Origin of the sequence: Pseudomonas sp. ACM7, from assembly GCF_004136015.1 — a bacterium.
Classification (GTDB): domain Bacteria; phylum Pseudomonadota; class Gammaproteobacteria; order Pseudomonadales; family Pseudomonadaceae; genus Aquipseudomonas; species Aquipseudomonas frigoris.
This window is the reverse complement of the sequence record NZ_CP024866.1, coordinates 2,946,001-2,971,955: the sequence shown is the minus strand read 5'-3', so window position 1 is coordinate 2,971,955 and position 25,955 is coordinate 2,946,001. Positions and strand designations below refer to the sequence as shown.

Sequence of the window (25,955 nt, the reverse complement as noted above, 5' to 3'; positions counted from 1 at the left end):
GCGGTTACAAGGTTTTTTCGAAGATCTTCGAATTACGCTGATAGTTGTACAGCGACGCCCGCGCCGACGGCAGACGCTCTACGCTGCTCGGCACAAACCCACGCTCGCGAAACCAGTGAGCGGTCCGGGTCGTCAGTACGAACAAGGTTTTCAGCCCCTGCGCCCGGGCGCGGGTTTCGATGCGCTCCAGCAGCTCGTCACCACGACCGCCATGGCGGTATTCCGGGTTCACCGCCAGACACGCCAACTCCCCCGCATCCGAATCAGCAATCTGATACAGCGCCGCACACGCGATGATCATGCCTTCGCGCTCGACCACACTGAACTGCTCGATCTCACGCTCCAGCACCTCGCGGGAACGCCGCACCAGAATGCCCTGCTCTTCCAGTGGGCTGATCAAATCCAGCAAACCACCGACGTCTTCGATCGCCGCTTCGCGCACAACCTCGAACTGCTCCTGGGCCACCAGAGTACCGCCACCGTCACGGGTGAACAGTTCGGTCAGCAGCGCGCCGTCTTCGGCGTAGCTGACGATATGACTGCGAGCCACACCGCCGCGGCAGGCCTCAGCAGCCGCATCCAACAGCTCAGCCTGATAGTTGCTGCCCAGGCGCTGCAGATGCGCCGGCACTTGTTGCGGACGCAACTCACGAACCAGACGACCGTTTTCATCGATCAGACCCAGGTCGGCGCCGAACAACAGCAGTTTGTCCGCCCCCAGATCGATGGCCGCGCGGGTAGCGACGTCTTCGCAGGCGAGGTTGAAAATCTCACCGGTCGGCGAGTAACCCAGTGGCGACAACAGCACGATGGAACGCTCATCCAGCAGGCGATTGATGCCCTTGCGGTCAACCCGACGCACTTCGCCGGTGTGGTGATAGTCGACGCCTTCCAGCACGCCAATCGGCCGCGCGGTTACCAGGTTGCCGCTAGCCACCCGCAGACGCGAGCCCTGCATCGGCGATGAAGCCATATCCATGGACAGCCGCGCTTCGATGGCGATACGCAGCTGGCCAACCGCATCGATCACACACTCCAGCGTCGCGGCATCGGTGATGCGCATCCCGTGGTGGTAATGCGGGGTCAGGCCGCGCGCAGCGAGGCGGGTTTCAATTTGCGGACGGGAACCGTGAACCAGCACCAGTCGCACGCCCAGGCTGTGCAACAGCACCAGGTCGTGGACGATATTGCCGAAATTCGGGTGCTCCACGCCGTCGCCGGGCAGCATGACGACGAAGGTGCAATCGCGGTGGGCGTTGATGTAAGGCGAAGCATGACGAAGCCAATTAACGTATTCGGGCATGAACCTGGGCCTGTAATAAATAGCAGCCAAAAAATGGGCGAAACAGAAAACGCACAGCGGGCTGATGGTTATCGTCGGAACAGGCTTGGCGACACGCGCGCTCTCCTCATGAATACGGGTTGGGACATTGGCAATTTAACCGACATGTCTGTCATAGCACAGACCCTGTGGGAGCGGGCTTGCTCGCGAAGGCGGTGTGTCAGTCGCATCTGATGTGTCTGACACACCGCCTTCGCGAGCAAGCCCGCTCCCACATGGATTTGTGCTCAATTGACTGGCATTGGCTTTTTGGCCGGTGTCAGGCAGTAATATTCAATCAGTTGACGTAATAGATGCACCGTAGGCTGCAAACGTGACATTTCGAGGTATTCCCCCGGTTGGTGCGCACAGGCGATGTCGCCAGGGCCGAGCACCAATGTTTCGCAGCCAAGACGCTGAAGATAAGGCGCTTCGGTACCGAACGCCACTGCTTCGGCACGATGGCCGGTGAGCTTTTCCGCGACCCGGACCAATTCTGCATCCTCGGCCTGTTCGAACGGCGGCACTTCGGGGAACAGCGGCGCGTAATCGATCTTCACCTGATGCCGTTCGGCAACCGGGTTAAGCCTCTGCAAAATCTCCGCGCGCAGGGCTTTGGGGTCCATGCCCGGCAGAGGCCGCAGGTCGAACTCCAGCGAACACTGGCCACAAATGCGGTTGGGGTTATCGCCACCATGGATGCAGCCGAAATTCAGGGTCGGCGTCGGTACACCGAACTGCGGATTACGAAATTTGCGCTGCCACAACAGTCGCAAACCGCGCAGTTCACCGATGGCGTCGTGCATGGCTTCGAGGGCGCTGTGGCCGAGGCGTGGATCCGAGGAGTGGCCGCTCTGACCGAGGATGTCGATGCGCTCCATCATGATGCCTTTGTGCATGCGGATCGGCTTGAGCCCGGTCGGCTCGCCGATCACCGCCGCACGACCCAGCGGCCGCCCGGCTTCGGCCAAGGCGCGAGCACCGGACATTGAGCTTTCTTCATCACAGGTAGCAAGGATCAACAACGGTTGCTTGAACGGCTGATCGAGCAGAGGTATGACGGCTTCGATGGCCAGCGCGAAAAATCCCTTCATGTCGCAACTGCCCAGCCCGACCCAGCGGCCGTCGACTTCGGTCAGCTTCAGCGGATCGGTTTGCCACAACGCGCCATCGAACGGCACCGTGTCGCTGTGACCGGCCAGCACCAAGCCACCGGGGCCGGAACCAAAACTGGCCAGCAGGTTGAATTTGCCGGGGCTGACCTGCTGGATATCACAGGCAAAACCCAAATCACCGAGCCACGTTGCCAACAGGTCAATCACTGGACGGTTGGATTGATCGAGGCTGGCCTGCGTACAGCTGACGGACGGCGCAGCGATCAGCGCAGCGAATTGATCTTTCATGGACGGCAAAAGCATCGCTGACTCCAACTCCCGACTTGAACCCCATCATAGAACCATCTGGCGACAGGAATAAACCGCCGCGGCGCGTAGGTTTGGTCAGTGCTGTACACTGCACGACCTTGGCAGCCACACATTCCCCCCGGCTGCGCTCCCGATCCTGGATTTTCCGGCCATGCAGAAAGAAACCGAAATCAAACTCCGCGTCAGCCGAGAAACCCTCGCTGCCCTGCGCGAGCACCCGCTCCTGAAAAAACGCAACAAAAGTGGCTGGGAACGCCGTGAGTTGATGAACCAGTACTTCGACACGCCTGAGCGCGACCTGGCCCGCGCCAAGGTTGCCCTGCGCCTGCGCCGCGATGGTGAAGAAGTGATTCAGACCCTCAAGACCCGCGGCCAGAGCGTCGCCGGTTTGTCCGAGCGTAACGAATACGACTGGAACCTGCCCAAAGCCAAGCTCGACGTGAAGAAACTCGACGGCGAATGCTGGCCTGAAGAGTTGGCCGAGCTGGACAAGAAAACCCTGAAGCCGATCTTCACCACCGATTTCGTCCGCGAACGCGCTGAAATCGCCTGGGGCCGTGGCAAGACCAAAGTGGTCATCGAAGCCGCACTGGATCTGGGTCACGTGATCGTGGGCAAGCAGAAAGAAGAAATCTGCGAGCTGGAACTTGAACTGCGCGAAGGCGAGCCGGCCGCCCTGCTGGAACTGGCCGCCGAACTGGCCGCGACCCTGGCCCTGATGCCATGTGACATCAGCAAGGCCGAGCGCGGTTATCGCCTGTACGACGCCAACAGCTACTCGTTGAGCCTGCCGGCGCCACAGATCACCGCCGAAACCCCGCTGGACGACGCTTTTGCCGCGCTGAGCTGGCACTTGCTGAGCAGCAGCCAGCGTCTCGCCGAGCAGTATCGCTTCAATGGTCACTGGCGCCTGTTGCTGGACTGGGTCGAAAACCTGGCTGAGTTGCGCGCGCTGCTGAGCAGCCTGGGTCAAGCCGCACCGCGTCAGTCGACGCACGATCTGCGCGTCGCGCTGGATGCCTTGCTCGAAGACTGGCGTCCGCTGGTGCAAGCCGGTGTCGACGACGAAGACGTACGCAAAGCCGCGCCGGAGCAGTTCCTCGAAGAACTGGAAGACCCGCGTTGGGGCCTGTTCTCGCTGAACACTTCGCGCTGGTTGCTGGCCCGCACCTGGGCTGCCGATCGCAACGTCCGCGGCAATCGCCAGGGCGCTGCGCAATTGGGTAGCTGGCTGCCGCGTTTGCTGGGTGAAGAAGCGACTTCCCTGCAACTGCAGCGTTACCAGCAACAACCGGAAGACCTGGCCGAGCAACTGCCGCGCATCGAGCGCATCCAGGCTTGGCTGCACCACGCCCGCAGCGTGCTGGACATCCCGGAAATGGATCGCTTGTACGGTGAGCTGAAACAGCTGGCGCAATTGGCCAACGAGCCGATCACCGACGAATCGCTGGATGCGCGCAAGCAGCAGGCGATTGCGGTGTATCAGAATCGTGCGTGGAAGATGCTGCTGCGTATGTAATACCGCCATCGCGAGCAAGCTCGCTCCCACATTAGACCGCGTCCATTCAGACAACTCGGTTAACTGTGGGAGCGAGCTTGCTCGCGATGAGGCCTGCACATCCACCGCAAAAACATCAGACCGGCAAACTCGTCGTGGATTTGATTTCCGATAACGCCACGATCGAGTTCACCTCCTGAATCCCCGGCACCATCGACAATTTCTCGAAGAAAAACCGCTCATACGCCTCAATGTCCGCCGTAACAATCCTCAGCAAGAAATCCACCGACCCCATCAGCACATAACACTCCAGCACTTCGGGAAAACCGCGAATCGCCTCGGTGAATTCGGTGAAGTTCGAACGCCCGTGAGCGTTGAGTTTGATTTCGGCGAAGATCTGCGTGTTAAGCCCGATTTTTTTCCTATCAAGCAGCGTCACCTGCCCCCGAATAATCCCCTCCTCCTTCATCCGCTGTATCCGCCGCCAGCACGGCGATTGCGACAGCCCCACCTGCTCGGCGATCTGCGCGCTGGAGAGCGAAGCGTCCTCTTGCAGCAACGCCAGAATCTTGCGGTCGTAGCCATCCAGCTCGCTATGCATAAAAAAACCTTTAATTGATAACTTACCGAATCAAGCAATTCAAACAATCGCCAATAAGCCCAATCATAGATAAGAAATGCCCGGCACCGAATGTAAAAATTCCTCCAGTGATTTTGGAGACCGACCATGCCGCATCTAGAAGCCGTGAACACCCCGCACACCCGCGCCGATGTCTGGAACGTCAGCAACGCCCACTGCCGTGTTCATTACCAACTGTTGGCCGAGGCCGAACCGGACCTGCTGTGCCGGGCGCTCAACCTGTTCGCTTTGCAGTTTCTGACGCCGCAACAGGTCAACGTGCAGCGGATGGACGATCTGCTGTCGATCGACATCGTGATAGACGGCCTGAGCTGGCACCGTGCCCAAGTGATCGCGGAAAAATTTCGTAACCTGATCAGCGTCTGTTCGGTTGATCTGCAAGCGGTTGATTGCGTATGGAATGAACCGGCTCAGGCGGCGGGCTGAAAAAACTCGACACGGCTTCGTCGGGTAGTGGCCCAACGGTCTGCGGCTCCGCGACTATCCTTTGCGAACTGTTGTTCATGAGGAGCCCGCATGTCCGTTCAACTTGCCATTCAGGACCGCTGGCTGGATCTCAATGATTTGCTGCGTGAACTGGTCGCCCAAGGCTTTATCAGCCAGGACTCGGCCGAGCACGCGCTCAATGCCCGACGCCGTCACGCTGCCAATAGCCAGATGCACCCGCTGGAATTCATCGCCAGCCAACACCTGGACGACCTTAGCCGTCCCGGTAAACACCTCGACCTGGAAAGCCTGACCCTGTGGCTGTCACAGCAGGCCGGTCAGCCTTATCTGCGTATCGACCCGCTGAAAATCAACGTTGCAGCGATTACGCCGCTGATGTCCTACGCCTTCGCCCAGCGCCACAAGATTCTTGCGGTGTCTATCGACCGCGACGCCGTCACCGTGGCCAGCGCCCAGCCCTACGTCACCGGCTGGGAAGCCGACCTGACCCATGTGCTGAAACTGCCGATCAAGCGTGTGGTCGCCAACCCGGTCGACATCCAGCGCTTCAGCGTGGAGTTTTTCCGCCTGGCCAAATCGGTCAGCGGCGCGACCAACGCCGATCAGCAGGTGAACACCCTGGGCAATTTCGAGCAGCTGCTCAACCTCGGCGCCAGCGACCAGGAGCCGGACGCCAACGACGCGCACATCGTCAACATCGTCGACTGGTTGTTCCAGTACGCGTTCCAGCAACGGGCCAGCGATATCCACATCGAACCCCGGCGCGAACAAGGCACGGTGCGCTTTCGCATCGACGGCGTGCTGCACAACGTCTATCAATTCCCACCGCAAGTGACCATGGCCATCGTCAGCCGCCTGAAAAGCCTCGGGCGGATGAACGTCGCGGAAAAACGCAAACCCCAGGACGGCCGGGTCAAGACCAAAACCCCGGACGGTGGCGAAGTCGAGCTGCGGCTGTCGACATTGCCTACCGCATTCGGTGAAAAAATGGTCATGCGGATCTTCGACCCGGAGGTACTGCTCAAGGACTTTGATCAGCTGGGCTTCTCCGCCGAAGACCTGCGCCGCTGGCAAGACATGACGAGCCAGCCCAACGGCATCATTCTGGTCACCGGCCCGACCGGTTCCGGCAAGACCACCACGCTCTACACCACCCTGAAGAAACTGGCGACGCCGGAGGTCAACCTCTGCACCATCGAAGACCCGATCGAAATGGTCGAGCCGGCGTTCAACCAGATGCAAGTTCAGCACAACATCGACCTGACCTTCGCCGCCGGTGTGCGCGCGCTGATGCGACAGGACCCGGACATCATCATGATCGGTGAGATCCGTGATCTGGAAACCGCTGAAATGGCGATCCAGGCCGCGCTCACTGGCCACTTGGTGCTGTCGACGCTGCACACCAACGATGCGCCGAGCGCGATCAGCCGCTTGCTGGAACTGGGTGTGCCACATTACCTGATCAAAGCCACGGTACTCGGCGTCATGGCCCAGCGCCTGGTCCGCACCTTATGCCCGCATTGCAAGGCGCCGCTGACGCTGGATGAAGAAGACTGGCAAACCTTGACCCGGCCCTGGCAGGCACCGTTGCCGAACAACGCACACCGCGCCATCGGTTGCCTGGAATGCCGCGATACCGGTTACCGCGGCCGCGCCGGGGTCTATGAAATCATGCAGCTGACGGACGGCGTCAAAGCACTGATCAATCCCGACACCGATTTGCTGGCCGTGCGGCGTCAGGCCTTCAAGGAAGGCATGCGCAGTTTGCGGTTGTCGGGGGCGCAAAAAGTGGCGGCGGGTTTGACGACGATTGAGGAGGTGCTACGAGTAACGCCGCAGAGCGAGCAAAAGTAGGCGCGGTCGTCATGGAACTCGATTGGGGGATTGGCAATCAAACGCCGTAGTTAACCCAGTGGAGTCACCCAATATGCGTCTCAAACTTGCTGTCGCTACCATCGCCTTGTTGTCCCTTCCTGTCGGTTCGGCGATGGCCGATAGCTTTTGGCGTAACGTCATCTCGTCCGGTGCGACTACCGGTTCGACCTACCTGACCTTCAAGGATCACAAGCTGATCGTTGCCGCCCAAGACGATGCCGGCAGCTTTGTCGCCAGTGACGGCGGCATTCGCGGTCCATACCTGGAGGCCGCGATGCAGAAAGTCCGCGCTGACAACCCTGGCCTGCAGGCCACGGACATGGAACTGGCGAACGCGATCCTGGCGAAGAATGCCGTGGCTTCGGAATAAGCGTTGTTGCTGAATAAAAAATGCCGCTCTCAATGAGCGGCATTTTTTTGAACCAGAGAAATTGCACAGCTATTTCCTACGTAGGCTAACGCCAAAACGCTGACATGCAGTCGAGTTTTCACCGACCTACTGATGAAAGCTCTGATATGAGCGCCAGACGTACGAACTCAAACTTTGTCGATTCGGATTACCCCCACAAGCGAATCGACTCACATGAAAAAACCAGTCTTATCTTTACTTCTGCTGGCCGCCTACAGTCACGTTTCCCAAGCCGAAGGCCTGTACGGCTCGATAAAAATCCAGAGCGTCCAGCAAGAACTTGCCGACACCCTGCTCACAAGTCCCAGGGTGAACAACCGTATCGTCAGTCCGGAGCGCAACAAAGATGTCGGCGGTTCCGTTGCGCTCGGCTATGAGTTCATAGGTGGCTGGCGCCTGGAAAGCGAGTACACCATCAAGCAGGACTCGGAGTTCAAGAGTTACTGGGCGCCATTCAACGCCAACGTTAACAACATGCAGGTCTCATCCAAGCGCCTGATGTTCAATGCCTATAAGGACTTCCCCTTGACCCAAAGCCTATCGCTGTACGCCATGGCCGGCGCAGGCGTGGCCCATATCAATTCCGAAGGCTACCAGTCCAACCCTTCACGTCGATTTGCCAACAATACCCAAAACAATTTCGCCTACAACTTGGGCGTCGGTGCAGACCTCAAACTGACCCGGCAAATTACCGTCGGCACCGGCTACCGCTATGTCGACATGGGTAAGGTTGAAACCGGCTATAACACCTTCACCAACCGCATCAATGCGCGGGACGAACAACTAAAGGGCAAGCTTCGAGAACAGAATCTTTACGTTGAAGCGCGGATGTCGTTCTGATTCATGACTCAAAAAAATGCCGCTCTCAATGAGCGGCATTTTTTTTGCCCGAATACAAAACGGTGTGTCAGCGGTAATCATCCACCGGCACGCAAGCGCAAAACAGATTGCGGTCACCATAGACATTGTCCACCCGGTTCACCACCGGCCAGTACTTGTGCGCCTTGGTGTGAGCGTCCGGCGTCACCGCCTGCTCGATGCTGTAGGACCGCTCCCAAACCCCGGTGATGTCCGCCAGGGTATGCGGTGAACGTTTCAGCGGGTTGTCATCGGCTGGCCAGTTGCCGTTCTGCACCTCGGTGATTTCCGCGCGAATACTCAGCATCGCCCCGATAAACCGGTCCAGCTCTGCCTTCGATTCACTTTCGGTCGGTTCAACCATCAATGTCCCCGGCACCGGAAACGACATGGTCGGTGCATGGAAGCCATAGTCCATCAGCCGCTTGGCGACGTCCTCCTCGCTGATCCCGGTCAGCGCCTTGAGTGGCCGCAGGTCAAGAATGCATTCGTGAGCCACACGCTCGTTGCGCCCGGTGTAAAGCACCGCAAACGCACCGGACAAGTGCTGCGCCAGGTAATTCGCGGCGAGGATCGCCACCTCACTGGCATCCGCCAGTTGTGGCCCCATCATTGCGATGTACATCCAGCTGATCGGCAGGATGCTCGCACTGCCCCAAGGCGCCGCGCTGACTGCGCCGTTCTGCGCCAGCGGTCCGTCGATCGGCACCACCGGATGGTTGGCCACGAACGGCGCTAGATGCGCCCGCACACCAATCGGCCCCATGCCCGGCCCGCCGCCACCATGTGGAATGCAGAAAGTTTTGTGCAGGTTCATGTGGGACACGTCGGCGCCGATGTCCGCCGGGCGCGCCAGTCCGACCTGAGCGTTGAGGTTGGCGCCATCCATGTACACCTGGCCGCCGTGGCTGTGGATAACTTCGCAGATTTCGCTGATGCCTTCCTCGTACACGCCATGGGTCGAAGGATACGTCGCCATCAGGCAGGCGAGTTTGTCTCCGGCTTCTGCGGCCTTGCCCTTGAGGTCATCCAGATCAACGTTGCCCGCCTCGTCGCATTCGACGATCACCACGCGCATCCCGGCCATCTGCGCCGAAGCCGGGTTGGTGCCGTGGGCCGAGGACGGGATCAGGCAGATATCCCGCGCGCCCTCATCACGACTCTCGTGATATTTACGAATCGCCAGCAACCCGGCGTACTCGCCTTGGGCCCCGGAGTTGGGCTGCATACAGATCGCGTCGAAACCGGTGATAGCGCAGAGCCAGCGCTCCAGTTCTTCGATCATCAGCGAATAACCCACCGCCTGCTCTTTCGGCACAAACGGGTGCAGGTTGGCGAACTGCGGCCACGTGATCGGGATCATCTCGCTGGTGGCATTGAGTTTCATGGTGCAGGAGCCCAGCGGGATCATCGATTGATTGAGCGCCAGGTCCTTGTTCTCCAATTGCTTGAGGTAGCGCAGCATCTCGGTTTCGCTGTGATGGGCGCTGAACACCGGGTGACGCAGATAAGGCGAGGTACGCAGCAGACCTGCGGGAATGCCGCAAGCAAGGGTTTCAGCGTCCAGTTCGTCGACGTTGAGCCCATGATCAGAACCGAGGAACACATCAAACAACTTCGCGACGGTGGATTCGTCAGAGGTTTCGTCGAGGCTCAGCCCCAACTGCCCGCGCCCGAGAATGCGCAGGTTGATCTGTGCAGCCTTGGCACTTTCGATGATTGCCGTCTGAGTGCCTCCGACCTCGAGCGTCAGCGTGTCGAAAAAGTGTGTGTTGAGGCGGGTGATTCCGTGGCGCTCCAGACCAGCGGCGAGGATGCTGGTCAGCCGATGGACGCGTTGGGCAATGCGTTTGAGCCCTTCCGGACCGTGGTAAACCGCATAGAAACTGGCAATGTTGGCCAGCAGCACCTGAGCGGTGCAAATGTTCGAGTTGGCTTTCTCCCGGCGAATATGTTGCTCGCGGGTTTGCAGGGCCATGCGCAGGGCGACGTTGCCGCGAGCGTCCTTCGACACGCCGATAATTCGCCCGGGAATCGCCCGTTTGTACTCATCGCGACTGGCAAAAAACGCCGCGTGAGGCCCACCGTAACCCATGGGCACGCCGAAACGCTGGGATGAACCGAACACTACGTCGGCGCCCAACTCCCCTGGCGGCATCAGTAACAGCAGACTCAGCAGGTCGGTTGCGACACACGCCAAGGCTTGCTGAGCATGCAGATGATCGATCAAGGGACGAAGATCGCGGATCTCGCCGTGGGTATCGGGATATTGCAGGAGCGCGCCGAACACCTGGTGCTGTTTCAAGTTATCCACAGTGTCGATGATGAGCTCGAAGCCGAATCCTTCTGCTCGGGTCTGTACCACGGAAATGGTCTGCGGATGACAGTTTTCGTCGACGAAGAACAGATTGCTTCTGGACTTGGCGACACGCTTGGCCAGTGCCATGGCTTCTGCCGCCGCCGTCGCTTCGTCCAGCAGCGAGGCGTTGGCCAGTTCCAGGCCGGTGAGGTCGATGGTCAATTGCTGGAAGTTCAGCAGCGCTTCGAGCCGCCCTTGGGCGATCTCTGGTTGATACGGCGTGTACGCGGTGTACCAACCGGGATTTTCCAGCACGTTGCGCACAATGACGGTCGGTGTGAGGGTGCCGTGGTAACCCATGCCGATCAGGCTGGTCCAGACCTGGTTTTGCTCGGCGTAACCGCGCAGTTTGGCCAGTGCGGCTTCTTCGTCGAGCGCGGGTGGCAGGTCGAGCGGCCTGTTCAGGCGGATTCCTGGCGGCACCGTCTGCTCGATCAACTCGACCCGGCTGCCGAGGCCGAGGCTGTCGAGCATCGCCTGTTGCTCGGCGGCATCGGGCCCGAGGTGGCGGCGAAGGAAGGCATTGGAGTCGCGTAACTGGCTCAAGGACGGCAACTGGGACATGACGGGCTCTCTCTTGACTGGCGCTCAACGTCGATGCAACACGGTCAAACCAGCATAGCAGTCGATACCTGGCGCCAACGGCCATTGCGGATCATCATGCTCGGCATGTGCCCAATGTCCGCTGATCAGGTAACTGTATTTATGAGCCAACTGCCTTTCCTGCCGTTCTCCAAACCCACCATCGACGAAGCCACGATTGCCGCTGTTGGCGACGTGTTGCGCTCGGGCTGGATTACCAGCGGCCCCAAGGTCCAGGCCTTTGAACAACAACTCTCGGAGTTTTTTGGCGGGCGCCCGGTACTCACTTTCAATTCCGGCACCTGCACCATGGAAATCGCCCTGCGCATTGCCGGGGTCGGACCGGGCGATGAAGTGATCACCACGCCGATTTCCTGGGTGGCCACCGCCAACGTCATTCTGGAAGTCGGCGCCACGCCGGTGTTTGCCGACATCGACCCGATTACCCGCAACATCAACCTGGATCAGCTGGAAGCGGCAATCACCCCGCGCACCAAAGCGATCATTCCGGTGTACCTCGCCGGTTTGCCGGTGGACATGAGCCGGTTGTATGCGATCGCCAAAAAACACGGGTTGCGGATTGTCGAAGACGCCGCGCAAGCCTTGGGTTCGAGCTGGAACGGCCAGCGCATTGGCTCGACCGGCGATTTCGTGTCCTTCAGTTTCCAGGCGAACAAAAACGTCACCTCGTCAGAGGGCGGTTGCCTTGTATTGAACAATGCCGAGGAAGTGCGACTGGGGCAAAAGTACCGTTTACAGGGCGTCACCCGTAGCGGCTTCGATGGTCTGGATGTCGATGTGCTGGGCGGCAAGTTCAACATGACCGATGTTGCGGCGGCCATCGGCCTTGGGCAATTTGCTCACATCGAAGCAATCACTGCTCATCGCCGTGAACTGGCCAGGCACTATTTCGCTTGTTTTGGCGAGGATTTCGAAGTGTTGTATGGGGCTCAACTACCCCCGGCGGATTTCGAGAACAGCAACTGGCATTTGTTTCAGTTGGTGCTGCCAGAGCGTAAGGATGGCCAACCGGCGCGGGCTACCTTCATGGAGCAGATGCAGGCACTGGGGGTTGGTATCGGCTATCACTACCCGCCGATCCACCTGCTGAGTCTTTATCGCGAGCGCGGATTCAAGGAAGGAATGTTTCCGGTGGCCGAACGGGTCGGTCGCCTGATTGTTTCACTGCCGATGTTTACCGCCATGACTAAAGCGGATGTTGAGCGTTCGGTGGCGGCGGTGAAAGCCGTTCTAAAGCCATAAAACCTGTGGGAGCGGGCTTGCTCGCGAAGGCGGTGTATCAGTCGAAATGAATGTTGACTGATACACCGCCTTCGCGAGCAAGTCGAATCGTCGCACCGCCGCTCCCACATGGATTTCGCAGGACGAAGATTACTCGCCGATAGCGGCTTTGTAGCCTGCTGCGTCGAGCAGCTTGTCCAGGTCAGCCCCGTTGCTTGGCTTGAGCTTGAAGATCCAGGCGCCGTACGGGTCGGAGTTGAGCAACTCAGGGTTAGCGCTCAGTTCTTCGTTGATGGCAATCACTTCACCGGCAATCGGGGAGTAGATGTCCGAAGCAGCTTTAACCGACTCCACCACGCCGGCTTGATCTTCGGCAGCAAACACGTTGCCGACTTCGGTCAATTCAACGAACACCACATCGCCCAAGGCTTCCTGAGCGTGATCGCTGATGCCCACGGTGACGGTGCCATCGGCTTCTAGACGGGCCCACTCGTGACTTTCGGCAAAACGCAGGCCGGCAGGAATATCGCTCATGTTCTGTGTCCTCAAGAGAATTGTCAGCGGTCGTTGCCCGCCAGAAAAGGTTAGATCAAGGTTTTGCCATGGCGTACGAAGGTCGGTTTGACCACTCGGACCGGGTACCACTTGCCACGGATTTCCACTTCTGCGCGGTCGGCTGTCGCCATCGGCACGCGCGCCAGTGCTATCGACTTGCTAAGCGTAGGAGAGAAACTACCACTGGTGATCTCCCCTTCGCCAACATTGGCGATGCGGACCACTTGATGAGCGCGCAAAACTCCACGCTCCTCAAGGACCAGACCGACCAGTTTGTGCTGCACGCCACCCGCCCGCTCGGCTTCAAGAGCGCTGCGACCGATGAACTGGCGAGTGGCCGGTTCCCACGCAATGCTCCAGGCCATGTTGGAAGCCAGTGGTGAAACGTCTTGATGAATGTCCTGACCGTAGAGGTTCATGCCGGCTTCGACCCGCAAAGTATCGCGCGCCCCGAGGCCGATCGGCGAGATGCCCGCGCCCACCAGATCGTTGAAGAATCCTGGCGCTTGATTGGCTGGCAGAACGATTTCCAGGCCGTCTTCGCCGGTGTAACCCGTGCGCGCGATAAACCAGTCACCGTCGGGCTGGCCTTCAAAAGGCTTGAGCATCTGAATCAGGTTGCCGCGGGACTGGGTCACCAGTTCGGAGATTTTGTGCCGGGCCTGAGGACCTTGAATGGCAAGCATCGCCAACTCGGAGCGTTCGTTGAGCTGCACCTTGAAACCATCGAGGTGAGCCTGCATCCAGGCGAGGTCCTGATTACGGGTGGAGGCGTTAACCACCAAACGATATCCGTCGTCGAGACGGTAGACGATCATGTCGTCGACGATGCCGCCGCGCTCGTTGAGCATGGTGCTGTACAAGGCACGGCCAGGGCTGTGCAGACGTTCGACATCATTGGCCAGCAAATGCTGGAGCCAGGCCTTGGCCTGAGGGCCGCTGACATCGATCACGGTCATATGGGATACATCGAAAACCCCGCAATCGCGGCGCACCTGATGGTGTTCCTCGACCTGCGAGCCGTAATGCAAAGGCATATCCCAACCGCCAAAATCGACCATCTTCGCGCCGAGGGCGAGATGAAGGTCATACAGAGGCGTGCGCAGTCCCATGGGTTTCTCCTTCCGGGCGTGGCGAAGGTGCGGGCCGGTGCTGCACGGGGTGAAAGCCTTGAAACAGAAGGCTTTCAGCCGATTTCAGCTACCAGGTCTGTAGGACGGACCGCACCGAATGCCGCGCATTGTAGCCTCAAGGTGTAGGACTGACACCTAGGCGTTTCGATGCCCTGAACGTCGAATCAATCCGATGACCGGTAGCAGGCCGACCAAAACCAGAGTCAAGGCCGGCAAAGAGGCCCTCGCCCACTCGCCTTCGCTGGTCATTTCGAAGATGCGCACCGCCAGCGTGTCCCAGCCAAACGGGCGCATCAGAAGGGTCGCGGGCATTTCCTTGAGTACATCGACGAACACCAGCAACGCAGCGCTCAACGTTCCTGGCAGCAATAACGGCAGATACACTTTGAAAAACAGTCGTGGCCCACTGACGCCAAGGCTACGTGCCGCTTCGGGCAAAGATGGCCGTATTCGCGCCAGACTGCTTTCCAGCGGCCCATAAGCCACCGCGATGAAGCGCACCAGATACGCCAGCAACAACGCCGAGAGGCTGCCCAGCAACAATGGCTTGCCGGCGCCCCCCAGCCAACCCGACAACGGGATTACCAGTTCGCGGTCCAGGTAACTGAACGCCAGCATGATCGACACCGCCAGCACCGAACCTGGCAAGGCGTAGCCGAGGTTGGCCAGGCTGATGCCGGTGCGGATCGCTCGGGTCGGAGCCAGACGCCGGGCAAACGCCAGCACTAAAGCAACACTGACGGTGATTAGCGCCGCCATGCCGCCCAGGTACAAGGTATGGACGATTAGCCCCGCGTAACGTTCATCCAGATCGAAACGCCCGCGCTGCCAGAACCACACCACCAGTTGAAGCACTGGAATGACGAAAGCGCAGGCGAACACCAAACCGCACCAACTCATGGCCGCCAGCGCTTTGAAACCGTGCAGGTGATACAGCGCCTTGACCCGTGGCCGTTCGTTGCTCGCCCGGTTGGCCCCGCGAGCACGGCGCTCGCCGTACAGCACAACCATCACCACCAGCAGCAACAGGCTGGCCAGTTGCGCGGCGGTGGAGAGGCTGAAAAATCCGTACCAGGTCTTGTAGATGGCGGTCGTGAACGTGTCGAAGTTGAACACCGACACCGCACCGAAATCCGCCAGCGTTTCCATCAGCGCCAGCGCCACGCCAGCGCCGATGGCCGGGCGCGCCATGGGCAAAGCGACTCGCCAGAACGCTTGCCACGGGGATTGCCCCAAGACTCGCGCCGCTTCCATCAAGCCTTTGCCCTGCGCCAGGAACGCAGTTCGCGCCAACAGATAAACATAGGGATAGAAGACCAGCACCAGCACCAGAACCACGCCGCCAGTGGAGCGCACGCGCGGCAGCCTCAAGCCCGAGCCGAACCATTCACGCAACAGGGTTTGCACGGGGCCTGCGAAATCCAACAGGCCGACGAAGACGAATGCCAGCACGTAGGCGGGAATGGCGAATGGCAGCATGAGCGCCCAGTCCAGCCAACGCCGACCGGGGAATTCGCAGAGGCTGGTGAGCCAGGCGAGGCTCACGCCCAAAAGCGTCACGCCGATACCGACACCGAGTACCAGGGTCAGGGTATTGCCCAGCAGGCGCGGCATCTGGGTATCCCAGAGGTGGGACCAGATCTGATGATCGATGGTTTGCCAGGACAACAGCAAAACGCTGAGTGGCAGCAGGACCAGCGCAGCGATGGCGAAGACCAGGGGATACCAGCGGCGTTGGGCGGGGTGGGCCAAGGAAGGTCTCTCGCGGATAAATCGTGGAATTTAGGAACGCAAAAAGATCGCAGCCTCGTTTCACTCGACAGCTCCTACATTGGGATGGCGTACCCATGTAGGAGCTGTCGAGTGAAACGAGGCTGCGATCTTTTGATCTTTAACGCGCTGGACTCAATTCCAGCCCGCCCGATCCATCATGCGAATCGCTTCAGCCTGACGCTTGCCGGCAATTTCCACAGGCAAGGTATCGGCGACAAACTTGCCCCAGCTCGCCACTTCTGCAGAAGGCTGAACCGCCGGGTTGGCCGGGAATTCCTGGTTCACGTCAGCAAAGATCTTCTGCGCTTCAGGTGTGGTCATCCATTCCACCAAGGCCTTGGCCGCTTCCGGGTGCGGAGCATGTTTGGTCAGGCCGATACCCGACAGGTTCACGTGCACGCCACGGTCGCTCTGGTTCGGCCAGAACAACTTCACCGCCAGGTCAGGCTTCTGCTTGTGCAGACGGCCGTAGTAGTACGTGTTGACGATACCGACGTCGCATTGACCCGCGTTGATGGCCTCCAGCACCGCGATGTCATCCGAGAATACGTCGGTGGACAGGTTACTCACCCAGCCCTTGAGAATCTTCTCGGTTTTGTCGGCGCCATGAACTTCGATCATGGTGGCAGTCAGTGACTGGTTGTAGACCTTCTTCGCTGTGCGCAGGCACAGGCGACCTTCCCAGTTCTTGTCGGCCAGACCTTCGTAGGTGGTCAACTCACCGGGTTTCACCCGATCGGTGGAGTAAGCGATGGTCCTCGCCCGCAGGCTCAAGCCAGTCCAGGCATGGGCGGATGAGCGGTATTGCAGCGGGATGTTGGCGTCGATCACCTTGGAAGTGAACGGTTGCAGGATGCCCATTTGCTCGGCCTGCCAGAGGTTGCCGGCATCGACGGTCAGCAGCAGATCCGCGGTGGCGTTCTCGCCCTCGGCCTTGATCCGCTGCATCAGCGGCGCTTCCTTGTCGGTGATGAACTTCACCTGCACGCCGGTTTTCGCGGTGTAGGCATCGAAGACCGGTTTGATCAGCTCGTCGATACGCGAGGAGTAAACCACCACCTCGTCAGCGGCCTGGGCTGCGGTGCTGCCAATCACGGTCAAGGCGAGTGCGGTCAGTAGACGCTTCGGTACCAACATGGGAGCGATCTCTCGATTGAAAAATTGAAGCCAAATGATATGGACTCAAATTTAGCTTCTCAATCGAACAGTTCGCGGAGGAGTTACCAGATGTTGCACAAGTTGGAATGTGTGGTGGATGTACCGACGTCTTCGCGAGCAAGCCCGCTCCCACAGTTGAAATGCATTCCCATGTGGGAGCGGGCTTGCTCGCGAAGAGGCCATCTGCCGCAATGAAAATCTCAGGCCTTGGCGAGTGCCGGTAGATCCCCGATCAATCCCAGCGCTTCACGCACGAACAGCGCCTTGGCTTCGGGCATCTGGTCGACCATCTTCAACCCGGCATTGCGCAACCAGCGCACCGGCAACGGATCAGCCTGGAACAGACGTTCGAAACCCTCCATCGCCGCCATCAACGCCAGGTTGTGAGGCATGCGCCGACGTTCGTAACGGCTGAGCACTTTCACATCCGCCAGACGCTCGCCACGCGTGGCCGCCTGCAACAGCACTTCGGCCAGCACGGCGGCATCGAGAAAACCAAGGTTCACGCCCTGCCCGGCCAATGGGTGAATGGTGTGGGCCGCATCACCGATCAACGCCAATCCTTCAGCCACATAACGCTTGGCATGACGCTGCCGCAACGGCACGCACAGACGCGGGTCGGCGCTCAGCACCGAGCCCAGTCGGCCTTCGAAGGCCCGCTCCAGCTCTTTGCAGAAACCTTCGTCATCCAGCGCCATCAGGCGTTCGGCTTCGCTCGGGGTGGTCGACCAGACGATCGAACACCAATCCTGCTGACCGTCACGCTCCAGCGGCAGAAACGCCAGCGGACCGTTGTCGGTGAAACGCTGCCAGGCAGTCATTTGATGAGGCTTGGCGCTGCGCACGCTGGTGACGATCGCGTGATGCATGTAGTCCCACTCGCGCGTCGCCATACCGGTCAGACGCCGAACGGCGGAATTAGCGCCATCCGCTGCGATCACCAAAGGTGCGCGCAAGGTGCGGCCATCGGCCAGGGTCAGCAGCCAGTCGTCGCCGGAGCGACGCATTTGCTCCAGGCGCGCGTTGGCCAGCATTCCGAGGTCGCAGTCGTGCAAACGGTCGAGCAAGGCGTCCTGAACCACGCGGTTCTCGACGATATGGCCCAGCACGTCGGCATGCACACTGGCCGCCGAAAAATGGATTTGCCCGGTGCCGCTGCCGTCCCAAACGTGCATGTCGGTGTAAGGGCTGCTGCGCCGATTGTCGATGCCGTCCCAGACGCCCAGACGTTCGAGAATCCGCTGGCTGGCAGTCGATAAGGCGCTCACTCGCGGCTCGAACGAAGCCTGGGCATCGAAGGGTTTGACGCTCATCGGGCTACCGTCCAGCAGCAGGACTTCCAGCCCGCTGTCCTGCAACGCCAGCGCCAGGGCACTGCCGACCATTCCGGCCCCGACAATCAGCAGATCTGCGCGCATTTCCATGCTTTAAGCCTGTCTCGCTTGCGGCTTGAGCCGCATATAAAGGGATTTTCCGACCGCCACTTAAGCATCGGGACGCGTACCCAAACCCATGGCCTGCCGCGCGAACCAGCGTTTGGCCGGCGGCAGCAGATCGAGACCGAGCAGACCGATGTTGCGGCCCAGGGAAACCAGCGGTTGAGTGCTGCCGAACAAACGGGTGACCTGATCGGAGAAACCCACGGTCAGGTTCTGATCCAGACGCTGACGCTCGCGGTAGGCCTGCAAGGTCGCAAAGTCTCCGGGAGATGTTTCGCTGGCCAGCAACGCATCGGCCAGCGCTTGAGCATCACGCAAAGACAGGTTGAAACCTTGCCCTGCAATCGGGTGCAGGCTGTGGGCAGCATTGCCGAGAATCGCCAGATGCGGACGCACCTGCTCTTCGGCCTCGATCAATGTCAGCGGGTACAAATGCCGCGCACCAACCTGCTTCAAAGTGCCGAGGCGATAACCGAACACGCCTTGCAACTCGCTGAGGAAGCTCTTTTCATCGAGGGCCGCGAGCCGTTGCGCGTCCATTCCCAATCGAGTCCAGACCAGTGCGCAGCGGTTTTCCGGCAACGGCAACAAGGCCATCGGCCCGTCATCGGTGAAACGCTCGAAGGCCATGCCGTTGTGCGCTTCACTCGGTGTGATGTTGGCAATCAACGCGCTCTGGTTGTACGGGCGCTTTTTGATGCCGATCCCCAGTTGCTCGCGCAGGCCGGAACGGCCGCCATCAGCCAGCACCGCAAGATCGCATTCCAGAGTGGTTTCGTCGTTGAGGGTCAGGCGATAGCCATCGATCAGCGGCTCCATGCGCGTGACTTCCGCTGGGCAACGCCAGCTGATCACGTCCTTGTCCAGCCCCTGCCAGAGGCATTGGCCGAGCCAGGCGTTTTCCACCACATAACCCAGCGCCGGAACGCCCTCTTCCATCGCCGACAATCGCGCGGTGGAGAAGCGTCCACGGTCGGAGACATGAATCTGTTTGATCGGCTCGGCGCGGCGGGAGATTTCCTGCCACACGTCCAACCGTTGATAAATTTGCTTGGCACCGTAGGACAACGCCGAAGAACGGGCGTCGTAGCTCGGTTGATAAGTATCGCCGGGAGCGAACGGTTCGATCAGCACGATCTTCCAGCCACGAGCCTTGGCTCCGGCCTGAAGTGCCAACGCCAGGCTGGCGCCGACCAGACCGCCACCGATGATTGCCAGATTGACTCGACTCATGCCGCTTGTGCCCGCGCGGCGGCCATCAAGGCCTCGATCTCGGCGACCGTTTTCGGTACGCCTTTGGTCAGGATTTCACAGCCGCTTTTGGTGACCACTACGTCGTCCTCGATGCGCACGCCAATGCCGCGCCATTTCTTCGCTACGTTCTGGTTGCCCGGGGCAATGTAGATGCCCGGTTCCACGGTCAGCGCCATGCCGACTTCCAGCACGCGCCATTCACCGCCGACCTTGTATTCGCCGACATCATGCACATCCATGCCCAGCCAGTGGCCGGCGCGGTGCATGTAAAACGCTTTATAGGCTTCGCTGGCGATCAACTCGTCGACGTCGCCCTGCAACAGGCCCAACTTCACCAACCCGGCAGTAATCACCCGGACCGTGGCTTCGTGGGCTTGATTCCAGTGTTTGTCCGGGGCGATTTCCGCAAACGCAGCTTCTTGCGACGCCAGCACCAACTCGTAGATCGCCTTCTGTTCCGCTGAATACTTGCCGTTGACCGGCCAGGTGCGGGTGATGTCGCTGGCGTAGCAATCGATCTCGCAACCGGCATCGATCAACACCAGATCGCCGTCCTTGAGCACTGCGTCATTCTGCTGGTAATGCAGGATGCAGCTGTTGCGCCCAGCGGCGACGATCGAACCGTAGGCCGGCATTTTCGCCCCGCCCTTGCGGAACTCGTAGTCGAGCTCGGCTTCGAGGCTGAACTCATGCAGCCCGACTCGGCTGGCCTGCATCGCGCGGATGTGTGCCTGGGCGGAAATCCGTGCGGCTTCGCGCATCACTTTCACTTCTGCCGCCGATTTATACAGGCGCATGTCGTGAAGCAGGTGATCCAGAGCAACGAATTCGTTCGGCGGCTGGGCGCCGAGGTGCGCTTTAGAGCGGATCACGTTGATCCAGTCCATCAGGTGCCGGTCGAATTCCGGGTTGCTGCCCATGGCTGAATACACCCGGTCGCGACCTTCGATCAGGCCCGGCAGGATGTCGTCGATGTCGGTGATGGGGAAGGCGTCGTCGGCGCCAAAGTCGCGAATCGCGCCTTCCTGCCCGGCGCGCAAGCCGTCCCACAACTCCCGTTCGGCATTGCGTTCACGGCAGAACAATATGTATTCGCCATGTGAACGCCCAGGCATCAAAACGATGACCGCCTGAGGCTCGGGAAAACCGCTGAGGTACTGGAAGTCGCTGTCTTGACGGTAGACGTGCTCGACGTCGCGGTTGCGGATCGCAACGGCGGCGGCGGGCAGGATGGCGATGCTATTGGGTTCCATCTGCGCCATCAGGGCCTTGCGGCGACGGCTGTATTCCGATTTCGGGATATGAATCATGGGCAGATGGCTTTCCCTGGCACGCGATTAATGCAACGACGGTTTGGCGGCAGCGGGCGCGTCCGGCTTTTTGGTTTCGGTGAACAGCAGCAGCGGCGCGACGCGCAGGTACTCCATCACTTCCATGTAATCGCTTTCGCCGTCGTCGGACTCTTCCAGGGCGTCTTGCACCTGTGAAATAGCCGCCAGATCCTGAAGTACTTCGGTGGCCTCGGTGCTCAGCATGCTGCTGTCACGGCAGTTCAGGCCGAAACCGCTGAGGAAGCCCTGGCACCATTGGCCCAGTGCGGCGGCGCGGTCGGCCAGCGGCTCGTCATCGGTCGGCAGCAGCAGAACGACGGTCACGTCGTCGCCAGTGAGCTCGCCCTTGACCATCTCCTGCAAGCCAATCAAGGCGTTGCGGACATTATCCTGCGGCTCGCTTTCGAGCAGCTCGGCGGCATCAATCAGCCAACCTTCGGCATCGAAACCGGCACCGGCGCAACTGCGGCCGAGCAGCAGGCCATGCAGTTCGGCAGGCGAGGCATTATGACCGCTGGAAGTCAGCAGTTTGGCGAAGGCTTGGTACGGGGAATTCTGAATGGGCATGGGCAGCTAGGCGCCAGACGGCGCTATGTCTAGAATGAAGGCCTTGTATCCTACATCGACAGACTCGCCAAGACTATTAAAGGCTGTCCGCCAGCTATCACCCATCTGACACAATTTCAGTGGACCCAATGGAAGACACCGACCTGCAAGCGCTAATGGCCAGACTCGAACTGCTAATTACCCGCGTCGAGCAACTAAAGAGTCAAAACGGACTCCTATTAGCTCAGGAAAAGACCTGGCGCGAGGAACGCGCTCACCTCATTGAAAAGAACGAAATCGCCCGGCGTAAGGTCGAATCAATGATTTCGCGCCTCAAGGCCCTGGAGCAAGACTCATGAGTTCAAGCAATAGCGTTACCGTGCAGATCCTCGATAAAGAATATTCGATCATCTGCCCCCAGGAAGAGCGCAGCAATCTGGTGAGCGCCGCCCGTTACCTGGACGGCAAAATGCGCGAAATCCGCAGCAGCGGCAAAGTCATCGGCGCCGATCGCATCGCCGTGATGGCCGCCCTGAACATCACGCACGACCTTCTGCACAAGGAAGAACGCCCGGATGTGCAGGCCAGCGGCTCGACCCGCGAGCAGGTTCGCGACCTGCTGGATCGCGTCGATCTGGTGCTCGCAACCGATCCGGACGTCACCAAGGGCTGAAACGCGAAACCGCTTGGGGTATACTCGCATCACTCCCTGGGGTGCTTGCCAGTTGGCGATGTCCCTGAGCCGATTTGCTATACCCTGGAGGTTGCACGTTGGGCTGGTGTGCATGTCCGCTAGACGGAAAGCCTTAAAGCCTACTGCATCTTCCACCTTGAACTTTCGGGTTCAAGGGCTAAGTCGACAGCGGTACATCCGGGGAGCCTGATTCCAGTCCGATGCCGGTTTAAATACCGGCATCGGCTTTTTTACGGGTACGCTTTATGTACCCGCACTGCCGAAGCCCGAATTCATGACCGAACCTGCGCTGCTGCCCCGCCCGCAACTTCGACGCATGCTGCGCAAGGCCCGCCGCGCACTGACACCCAGTCAGCAGCGCCAGGCCGCTCGCGGGCTGTACACGCAATTGGCTCAGCACCCGCTGTTTCGCCGCGCAAAACACATCTCCCTTTATCTACCCACCGACGGTGAAATCGATCCGCGTGTTTTGCTGCGTGCCGCTCAACGTCGAGGCAAGGCAACGTATCTGCCGGTGCTCAGCGCCTGGCCACGAACCAAAATGGTGTTCCAGCGAATTCGCCCCGGTGAAAAACTCAAACCCAACCGCTTTCGTATTCTCGAACCCCGGCACAACCTCGCCCGGCAACGCAAAGTCTGGGCGCTCGATCTGGTGCTGTTGCCATTGGTGGGGTTTGACGATGTCGGCGGACGCCTGGGCATGGGCGGTGGTTTCTATGATCGAAGCCTGGCGTACCTGGCACGACGTAAAAACTGGCGCAAGCCAACGCTATTGGGGCTGGCCCATGAATGTCAGAAGGTCGAACGATTGGCTCAAGCGAGCTGGGATGTGCCGTTACAGGGAACGGTGACAGACAAGGCGCGGTATTTCGCCGGCTAGACGCCACTGGAATCAGCGGCGTCCGAAGACAGTTTCAGCGTTTGAAGGCCGACGGCTGTTGTTGCTGCGCGATTTCGATCGGAGCGTCGGTCTTGTTGCTCCACAGGCTTTGGGCATAGCCGGTGGTCACGACGCCGAGGCCGAACAAAATAACCAAAATCCATAGTAAATCCGGTTTGCGTTTCATCGATTGCCCCCCAAAGGCACATCAACACGATGACAGCAGCGGTTTCCGTTGTAGGTGTAGGCCGTGCAGCAGCGTCAAGCTTAGAAGGCCGGCATTTTGCGACAACGTGAACCGACACGCAAACGCTGGCGTCAACCGACCGTCGGTTTGTCATAAAATTCCCCGACAACTTGCCCACCCACTTCGCAAGGAGCAAAAACCATGGCTTATTGGCTGATGAAATCCGAGCCCGACGAGCTCTCGATCAAGGGCCTGGAGACGCTTGGCAAAGCGCGCTGGGACGGGGTTCGCAACTACCAGGCGCGTAATTTTCTGCGGGCCATGGCGGTGGGCGAAGAGTTTTTCTTCTATCACTCCAGCTGCCCCGAACCGGGGATCGCCGGGATCGGAAAGATCGTCGAAGCCGCGTATCCAGACCCGACGGCGCTGGAGCCGGAGAGTCATTACTACGATCAGAAGGCCACGCCAGAGAAAAACGCCTGGAGCGCGATCGATGTCGCGCATGTCGAGACGTTTCCCAAAGTGCTTAAGCTGGATTATCTGAAACAGCAGGCGGCGCTGGCCGAGATGCCGCTGGTGCAGAAAGGCTCGCGACTGTCGGTGATGCCAGTGACGGCCGAGCAGTGGGCGGCGGTGATTGCATTGCGCTGACGGACGCCAAAAGATCGCAGCCTTCGGCAGCTCCTACTCCGAGCGCGGTTCCCTGTAGGAGCTGCCGAAGGCTGCGATCTTGGCAATCATTCAGACAAACCAAGACTCACTGGATAATGAGGTTGTTGAACAACAGATCCTCAACCACAGGCTTGCCGGTTTCGTCGTTCATGATTTGCTGGGTCTGCTTCAGGGCTTCCTGACGCAGCTTTTCCTTGGCCTCGACGTTGTTCATCGCTTCAGTTGTCTGCTGGGCAAACAACGCCACCAGCTGATTACGAATCAACGGCTCATTGGCTTTCACCAGTTTGGTCGCCTCATCACCGGTCACTCGCAATGCCACATCGGCCTTGTAGACCTTGAGCTTCGGCGTCCCGTCCAGCCCGTAGTTGCCCACGAACGGCGGGCTCAGGGTGATGTAATTGACCTTCGGAGCTGCACCTTCTTTGGCTTCTTCGGCCATCGCTGCCACAGGCAGAGACAGGGCCAGCAACAACATGATCCACGCTTTCACAATTCGCTCCTTATCCGGTTTGCGGCCTAGCATAACGACCCGCCGCTCAAGCACAAGCTTATGGCTGACTATCAGGGCCGGGCATGCTCGTTGACCCATCGACTCACACACCTACACTTATCGGCCATCACTCCCAAAGGAATAGCCCTGATGAAAGCCGTGCTGTGCAAAGCCTTCGGCCCTGCCGAATCGCTGGTGCTGGAAGACGTCGCCAGTCCTGTCGCGAAGAAGAATGAAATCCTGCTGGACGTGCACGCCGCCGGGGTGAATTTCCCGGACACGTTGATCATCGAGGGCAAATATCAGTTCAAGCCGCCCTTCCCGTTTTCTCCGGGCGGCGAAGCGGCTGGCGTGGTCAGCGAAGTAGGCGAAAAGGTCAGCCACCTCAAGGTCGGCGACCGGGTCATGGCGCTGACCGGCTGGGGCAGTTTCGCCGAACAGGTCGCGGTGCCGGGCTATAACGTGCTGCCCATCCCGCCATCGATGGACTTCAACACCGCCGCCGCGTTCAGCATGACCTACGGCACTTCGATGCACGCGCTCAAGCAACGGGGCAACCTGCAACCGGGTGAAACCCTGCTGGTTCTCGGCGCTTCCGGCGGTGTCGGTCTGGCCGCCGTGGAAATCGGCAAAGCCATGGGCGCCCGCGTGATCGCCGCCGCCAGCAGCGCCGAAAAACTCGCGGTGGCCAAATCTGCCGGTGCCGATGAGCTGATCAACTACAGCGAAACCAGTCTCAAGGACGAAATCAAGCGCCTGACCGATGGCCAGGGCGCCGACGTGATCTACGATCCGGTGGGCGGCGACCTGTTCGACCAGGCCATCCGCGCCATTGCCTGGAACGGGCGCCTGCTGGTGGTCGGCTTTGCCAGCGGTCGCATCCCCGAACTCCCCGTGAACCTCGCGCTGCTCAAAGGCGCAGCGGTGGTCGGCGTGTTCTGGGGCTCGTTTGCCCAGCGCCAGCCTCAAGACAACGCGGCGAACTTCCAGCAATTGTTTGGCTGGTTTGCCGAGGGCAAGTTGAAGCCGTTGGTGTCGCAGGTATATCCACTGAGCAAAGCGGCGCAGGCGATCAATGATCTTGGCCAGCGCAAAGCGGTTGGGAAAGTGGTGGTTCAGGTTCGCTGAGCCCAAAGAAGCAGTCTGGACTTCAAATGAAGTTGTTCAGGCCGTTTTTTATTGTCC

General features: G+C 59.7%; 26 protein-coding genes and 1 other RNA gene. 12 read left to right on the top strand and 15 right to left on the bottom strand.

What is annotated here, in order from left to right; all coding sequences use genetic code 11:
* Window positions 1-4: 4 nt before the first annotated feature.
* Window positions 5-1,303: an amino-acid N-acetyltransferase gene (gene argA / locus CUN63_RS13905; protein WP_008026003.1), complete on the bottom strand. Its 1,299-nt coding sequence runs from the start codon at window positions 1,301-1,303 to the stop codon at window positions 5-7.
* A 266-nt stretch (window positions 1,304-1,569) separates the two neighbouring features.
* Window positions 1,570-2,739 carry an acetylornithine deacetylase gene (gene argE, locus CUN63_RS13900; RefSeq protein WP_129440170.1) on the bottom strand — a complete coding sequence of 390 codons (1,170 nt, stop codon included), beginning with the start codon at window positions 2,737-2,739 and terminating at the stop codon, window positions 1,570-1,572.
* Between the two features lie 157 nt (window positions 2,740-2,896).
* Between argE and CUN63_RS13895 the strand changes: the two genes are divergently transcribed.
* Window positions 2,897-4,264, top strand: a complete 1,368-nt coding sequence (locus tag CUN63_RS13895; protein ID WP_129440168.1) for an inorganic triphosphatase — start codon at window positions 2,897-2,899, stop codon at window positions 4,262-4,264.
* 115 nt (window positions 4,265-4,379) lie between these two features.
* Here CUN63_RS13895 and CUN63_RS13890 read toward each other — a convergent pair whose 3' ends face one another.
* Window positions 4,380-4,844 carry an Lrp/AsnC family transcriptional regulator gene (locus tag CUN63_RS13890; protein ID WP_046045137.1) on the bottom strand — a complete coding sequence of 155 codons (465 nt, stop codon included), beginning with the start codon at window positions 4,842-4,844 and terminating at the stop codon, window positions 4,380-4,382.
* A gap of 126 nt (window positions 4,845-4,970) precedes the next feature.
* Between CUN63_RS13890 and CUN63_RS13885 the strand changes: the two genes are divergently transcribed.
* The 4 genes from CUN63_RS13885 to CUN63_RS13870 all read left to right on the top strand — a co-directional run bounded on the left by CUN63_RS13885 (window position 4,971) and on the right by CUN63_RS13870 (window position 8,454).
* The gene (locus tag CUN63_RS13885; RefSeq protein WP_129440166.1) at window positions 4,971-5,309 is read left to right on the top strand and encodes a hypothetical protein; all 339 of its coding nucleotides are present in this window, start codon (window positions 4,971-4,973) and stop codon (window positions 5,307-5,309) included.
* A 90-nt stretch (window positions 5,310-5,399) separates the two neighbouring features.
* A complete protein-coding gene (locus CUN63_RS13880; RefSeq protein WP_129440164.1) occupies window positions 5,400-7,184 on the top strand; it encodes a GspE/PulE family protein in 1,785 nt (594 codons plus the stop codon).
* A 73-nt stretch (window positions 7,185-7,257) separates the two neighbouring features.
* Complete coding sequence (locus tag CUN63_RS13875; protein ID WP_010466645.1) at window positions 7,258-7,575, top strand: DUF2388 domain-containing protein; 318 nt, start codon at window positions 7,258-7,260, stop codon at window positions 7,573-7,575.
* A gap of 213 nt (window positions 7,576-7,788) precedes the next feature.
* Entirely contained in the window at window positions 7,789-8,454 is a 666-nt protein-coding gene (locus CUN63_RS13870) for an outer membrane protein (RefSeq protein ID WP_129440162.1), read from the top strand.
* A gap of 67 nt (window positions 8,455-8,521) precedes the next feature.
* Here CUN63_RS13870 and gcvP read toward each other — a convergent pair whose 3' ends face one another.
* Window positions 8,522-11,395: an aminomethyl-transferring glycine dehydrogenase gene (gcvP, locus tag CUN63_RS13865; RefSeq protein ID WP_129440160.1), complete on the bottom strand. Its 2,874-nt coding sequence runs from the start codon at window positions 11,393-11,395 to the stop codon at window positions 8,522-8,524.
* A gap of 24 nt (window positions 11,396-11,419) precedes the next feature.
* Window positions 11,420-11,545, bottom strand: coding sequence for a hypothetical protein (locus CUN63_RS32180; RefSeq protein WP_256657735.1), 126 nt, complete (start codon window positions 11,543-11,545; stop codon window positions 11,420-11,422).
* Here CUN63_RS32180 and CUN63_RS13860 point away from each other — a divergent pair.
* Window positions 11,537-12,676 carry a DegT/DnrJ/EryC1/StrS aminotransferase family protein gene (locus CUN63_RS13860; RefSeq protein ID WP_129440158.1) on the top strand — a complete coding sequence of 380 codons (1,140 nt, stop codon included), beginning with the start codon at window positions 11,537-11,539 and terminating at the stop codon, window positions 12,674-12,676. The genes CUN63_RS32180 and CUN63_RS13860 overlap by 9 nt on opposite strands.
* 129 nt (window positions 12,677-12,805) lie before the next feature.
* On the opposite strand, the gene gcvH is transcribed toward CUN63_RS13860, so the two are convergent.
* From gcvH to CUN63_RS13820, 8 genes are all read right to left on the bottom strand, one after another.
* On the bottom strand, window positions 12,806-13,189 hold the full coding sequence (gene gcvH / locus CUN63_RS13855; protein WP_129440156.1) for a glycine cleavage system protein GcvH: 384 nt from the start codon (window positions 13,187-13,189) through the stop codon (window positions 12,806-12,808).
* A 50-nt stretch (window positions 13,190-13,239) separates the two neighbouring features.
* A complete protein-coding gene (gcvT, locus tag CUN63_RS13850; RefSeq protein ID WP_129440154.1) occupies window positions 13,240-14,322 on the bottom strand; it encodes a glycine cleavage system aminomethyltransferase GcvT in 1,083 nt (360 codons plus the stop codon).
* Window positions 14,323-14,478: 156 nt separating this feature from the next.
* Entirely contained in the window at window positions 14,479-16,095 is a 1,617-nt protein-coding gene (locus CUN63_RS13845) for an iron ABC transporter permease (RefSeq protein WP_129440152.1), read from the bottom strand.
* Between the two features lie 153 nt (window positions 16,096-16,248).
* Window positions 16,249-17,253 carry an extracellular solute-binding protein gene (locus CUN63_RS13840; RefSeq protein WP_129440151.1) on the bottom strand — a complete coding sequence of 335 codons (1,005 nt, stop codon included), beginning with the start codon at window positions 17,251-17,253 and terminating at the stop codon, window positions 16,249-16,251.
* 221 nt (window positions 17,254-17,474) lie between these two features.
* Window positions 17,475-18,692, bottom strand: a complete 1,218-nt coding sequence (locus tag CUN63_RS13835; RefSeq protein WP_165353318.1) for a 2-octaprenyl-3-methyl-6-methoxy-1,4-benzoquinol hydroxylase — start codon at window positions 18,690-18,692, stop codon at window positions 17,475-17,477.
* A 66-nt stretch (window positions 18,693-18,758) separates the two neighbouring features.
* A complete protein-coding gene (gene ubiH, locus CUN63_RS13830) occupies window positions 18,759-19,946 on the bottom strand; it encodes a 2-octaprenyl-6-methoxyphenyl hydroxylase (protein ID WP_129440147.1) in 1,188 nt (395 codons plus the stop codon).
* Window positions 19,943-21,277 carry a Xaa-Pro aminopeptidase gene (gene pepP, locus CUN63_RS13825; protein ID WP_129440145.1) on the bottom strand — a complete coding sequence of 445 codons (1,335 nt, stop codon included), beginning with the start codon at window positions 21,275-21,277 and terminating at the stop codon, window positions 19,943-19,945. The genes ubiH and pepP overlap by 4 nt, the downstream gene beginning before the upstream one ends.
* A gap of 27 nt (window positions 21,278-21,304) precedes the next feature.
* On the bottom strand, window positions 21,305-21,865 hold the full coding sequence (locus CUN63_RS13820) for a YecA family protein (RefSeq protein ID WP_129440143.1): 561 nt from the start codon (window positions 21,863-21,865) through the stop codon (window positions 21,305-21,307).
* A 128-nt stretch (window positions 21,866-21,993) separates the two neighbouring features.
* Between CUN63_RS13820 and CUN63_RS13815 the strand changes: the two genes are divergently transcribed.
* From CUN63_RS13815 to CUN63_RS13800, 4 genes are all read left to right on the top strand, one after another.
* Window positions 21,994-22,203 (top strand): TIGR02449 family protein, encoded by a 210-nt coding sequence (locus tag CUN63_RS13815; protein WP_007982902.1) that lies wholly within the window; start codon window positions 21,994-21,996, stop codon window positions 22,201-22,203.
* Window positions 22,200-22,517, top strand: a complete 318-nt coding sequence (locus CUN63_RS13810) for a cell division protein ZapA (protein WP_007942435.1) — start codon at window positions 22,200-22,202, stop codon at window positions 22,515-22,517. The genes CUN63_RS13815 and CUN63_RS13810 overlap by 4 nt, the downstream gene beginning before the upstream one ends.
* Window positions 22,518-22,547: 30 nt before the next feature.
* Window positions 22,548-22,726, top strand: a non-coding RNA gene (ssrS, locus tag CUN63_RS13805) — 6S RNA.
* Between the two features lie 86 nt (window positions 22,727-22,812).
* Window positions 22,813-23,418 (top strand): 5-formyltetrahydrofolate cyclo-ligase, encoded by a 606-nt coding sequence (locus tag CUN63_RS13800; RefSeq protein ID WP_129440141.1) that lies wholly within the window; start codon window positions 22,813-22,815, stop codon window positions 23,416-23,418.
* A 34-nt stretch (window positions 23,419-23,452) separates the two neighbouring features.
* Here CUN63_RS13800 and CUN63_RS13795 read toward each other — a convergent pair whose 3' ends face one another.
* Window positions 23,453-23,605 (bottom strand): hypothetical protein, encoded by a 153-nt coding sequence (locus CUN63_RS13795; protein WP_008024268.1) that lies wholly within the window; start codon window positions 23,603-23,605, stop codon window positions 23,453-23,455.
* A gap of 201 nt (window positions 23,606-23,806) precedes the next feature.
* Between CUN63_RS13795 and CUN63_RS13790 the strand changes: the two genes are divergently transcribed.
* Window positions 23,807-24,256: an EVE domain-containing protein gene (locus CUN63_RS13790; RefSeq protein ID WP_129440139.1), complete on the top strand. Its 450-nt coding sequence runs from the start codon at window positions 23,807-23,809 to the stop codon at window positions 24,254-24,256.
* Window positions 24,257-24,362: 106 nt separating this feature from the next.
* On the opposite strand, the gene CUN63_RS13785 is transcribed toward CUN63_RS13790, so the two are convergent.
* The gene (locus CUN63_RS13785; RefSeq protein ID WP_033060630.1) at window positions 24,363-24,770 is read right to left on the bottom strand and encodes a flagellar basal body-associated protein FliL; all 408 of its coding nucleotides are present in this window, start codon (window positions 24,768-24,770) and stop codon (window positions 24,363-24,365) included.
* Between the two features lie 150 nt (window positions 24,771-24,920).
* Here CUN63_RS13785 and CUN63_RS13780 point away from each other — a divergent pair, with 150 nt between their 5' ends.
* Window positions 24,921-25,898 carry an NADPH:quinone oxidoreductase family protein gene (locus CUN63_RS13780; RefSeq protein ID WP_129440137.1) on the top strand — a complete coding sequence of 326 codons (978 nt, stop codon included), beginning with the start codon at window positions 24,921-24,923 and terminating at the stop codon, window positions 25,896-25,898.
* Window positions 25,899-25,955: the final 57 nt, after the last annotated feature.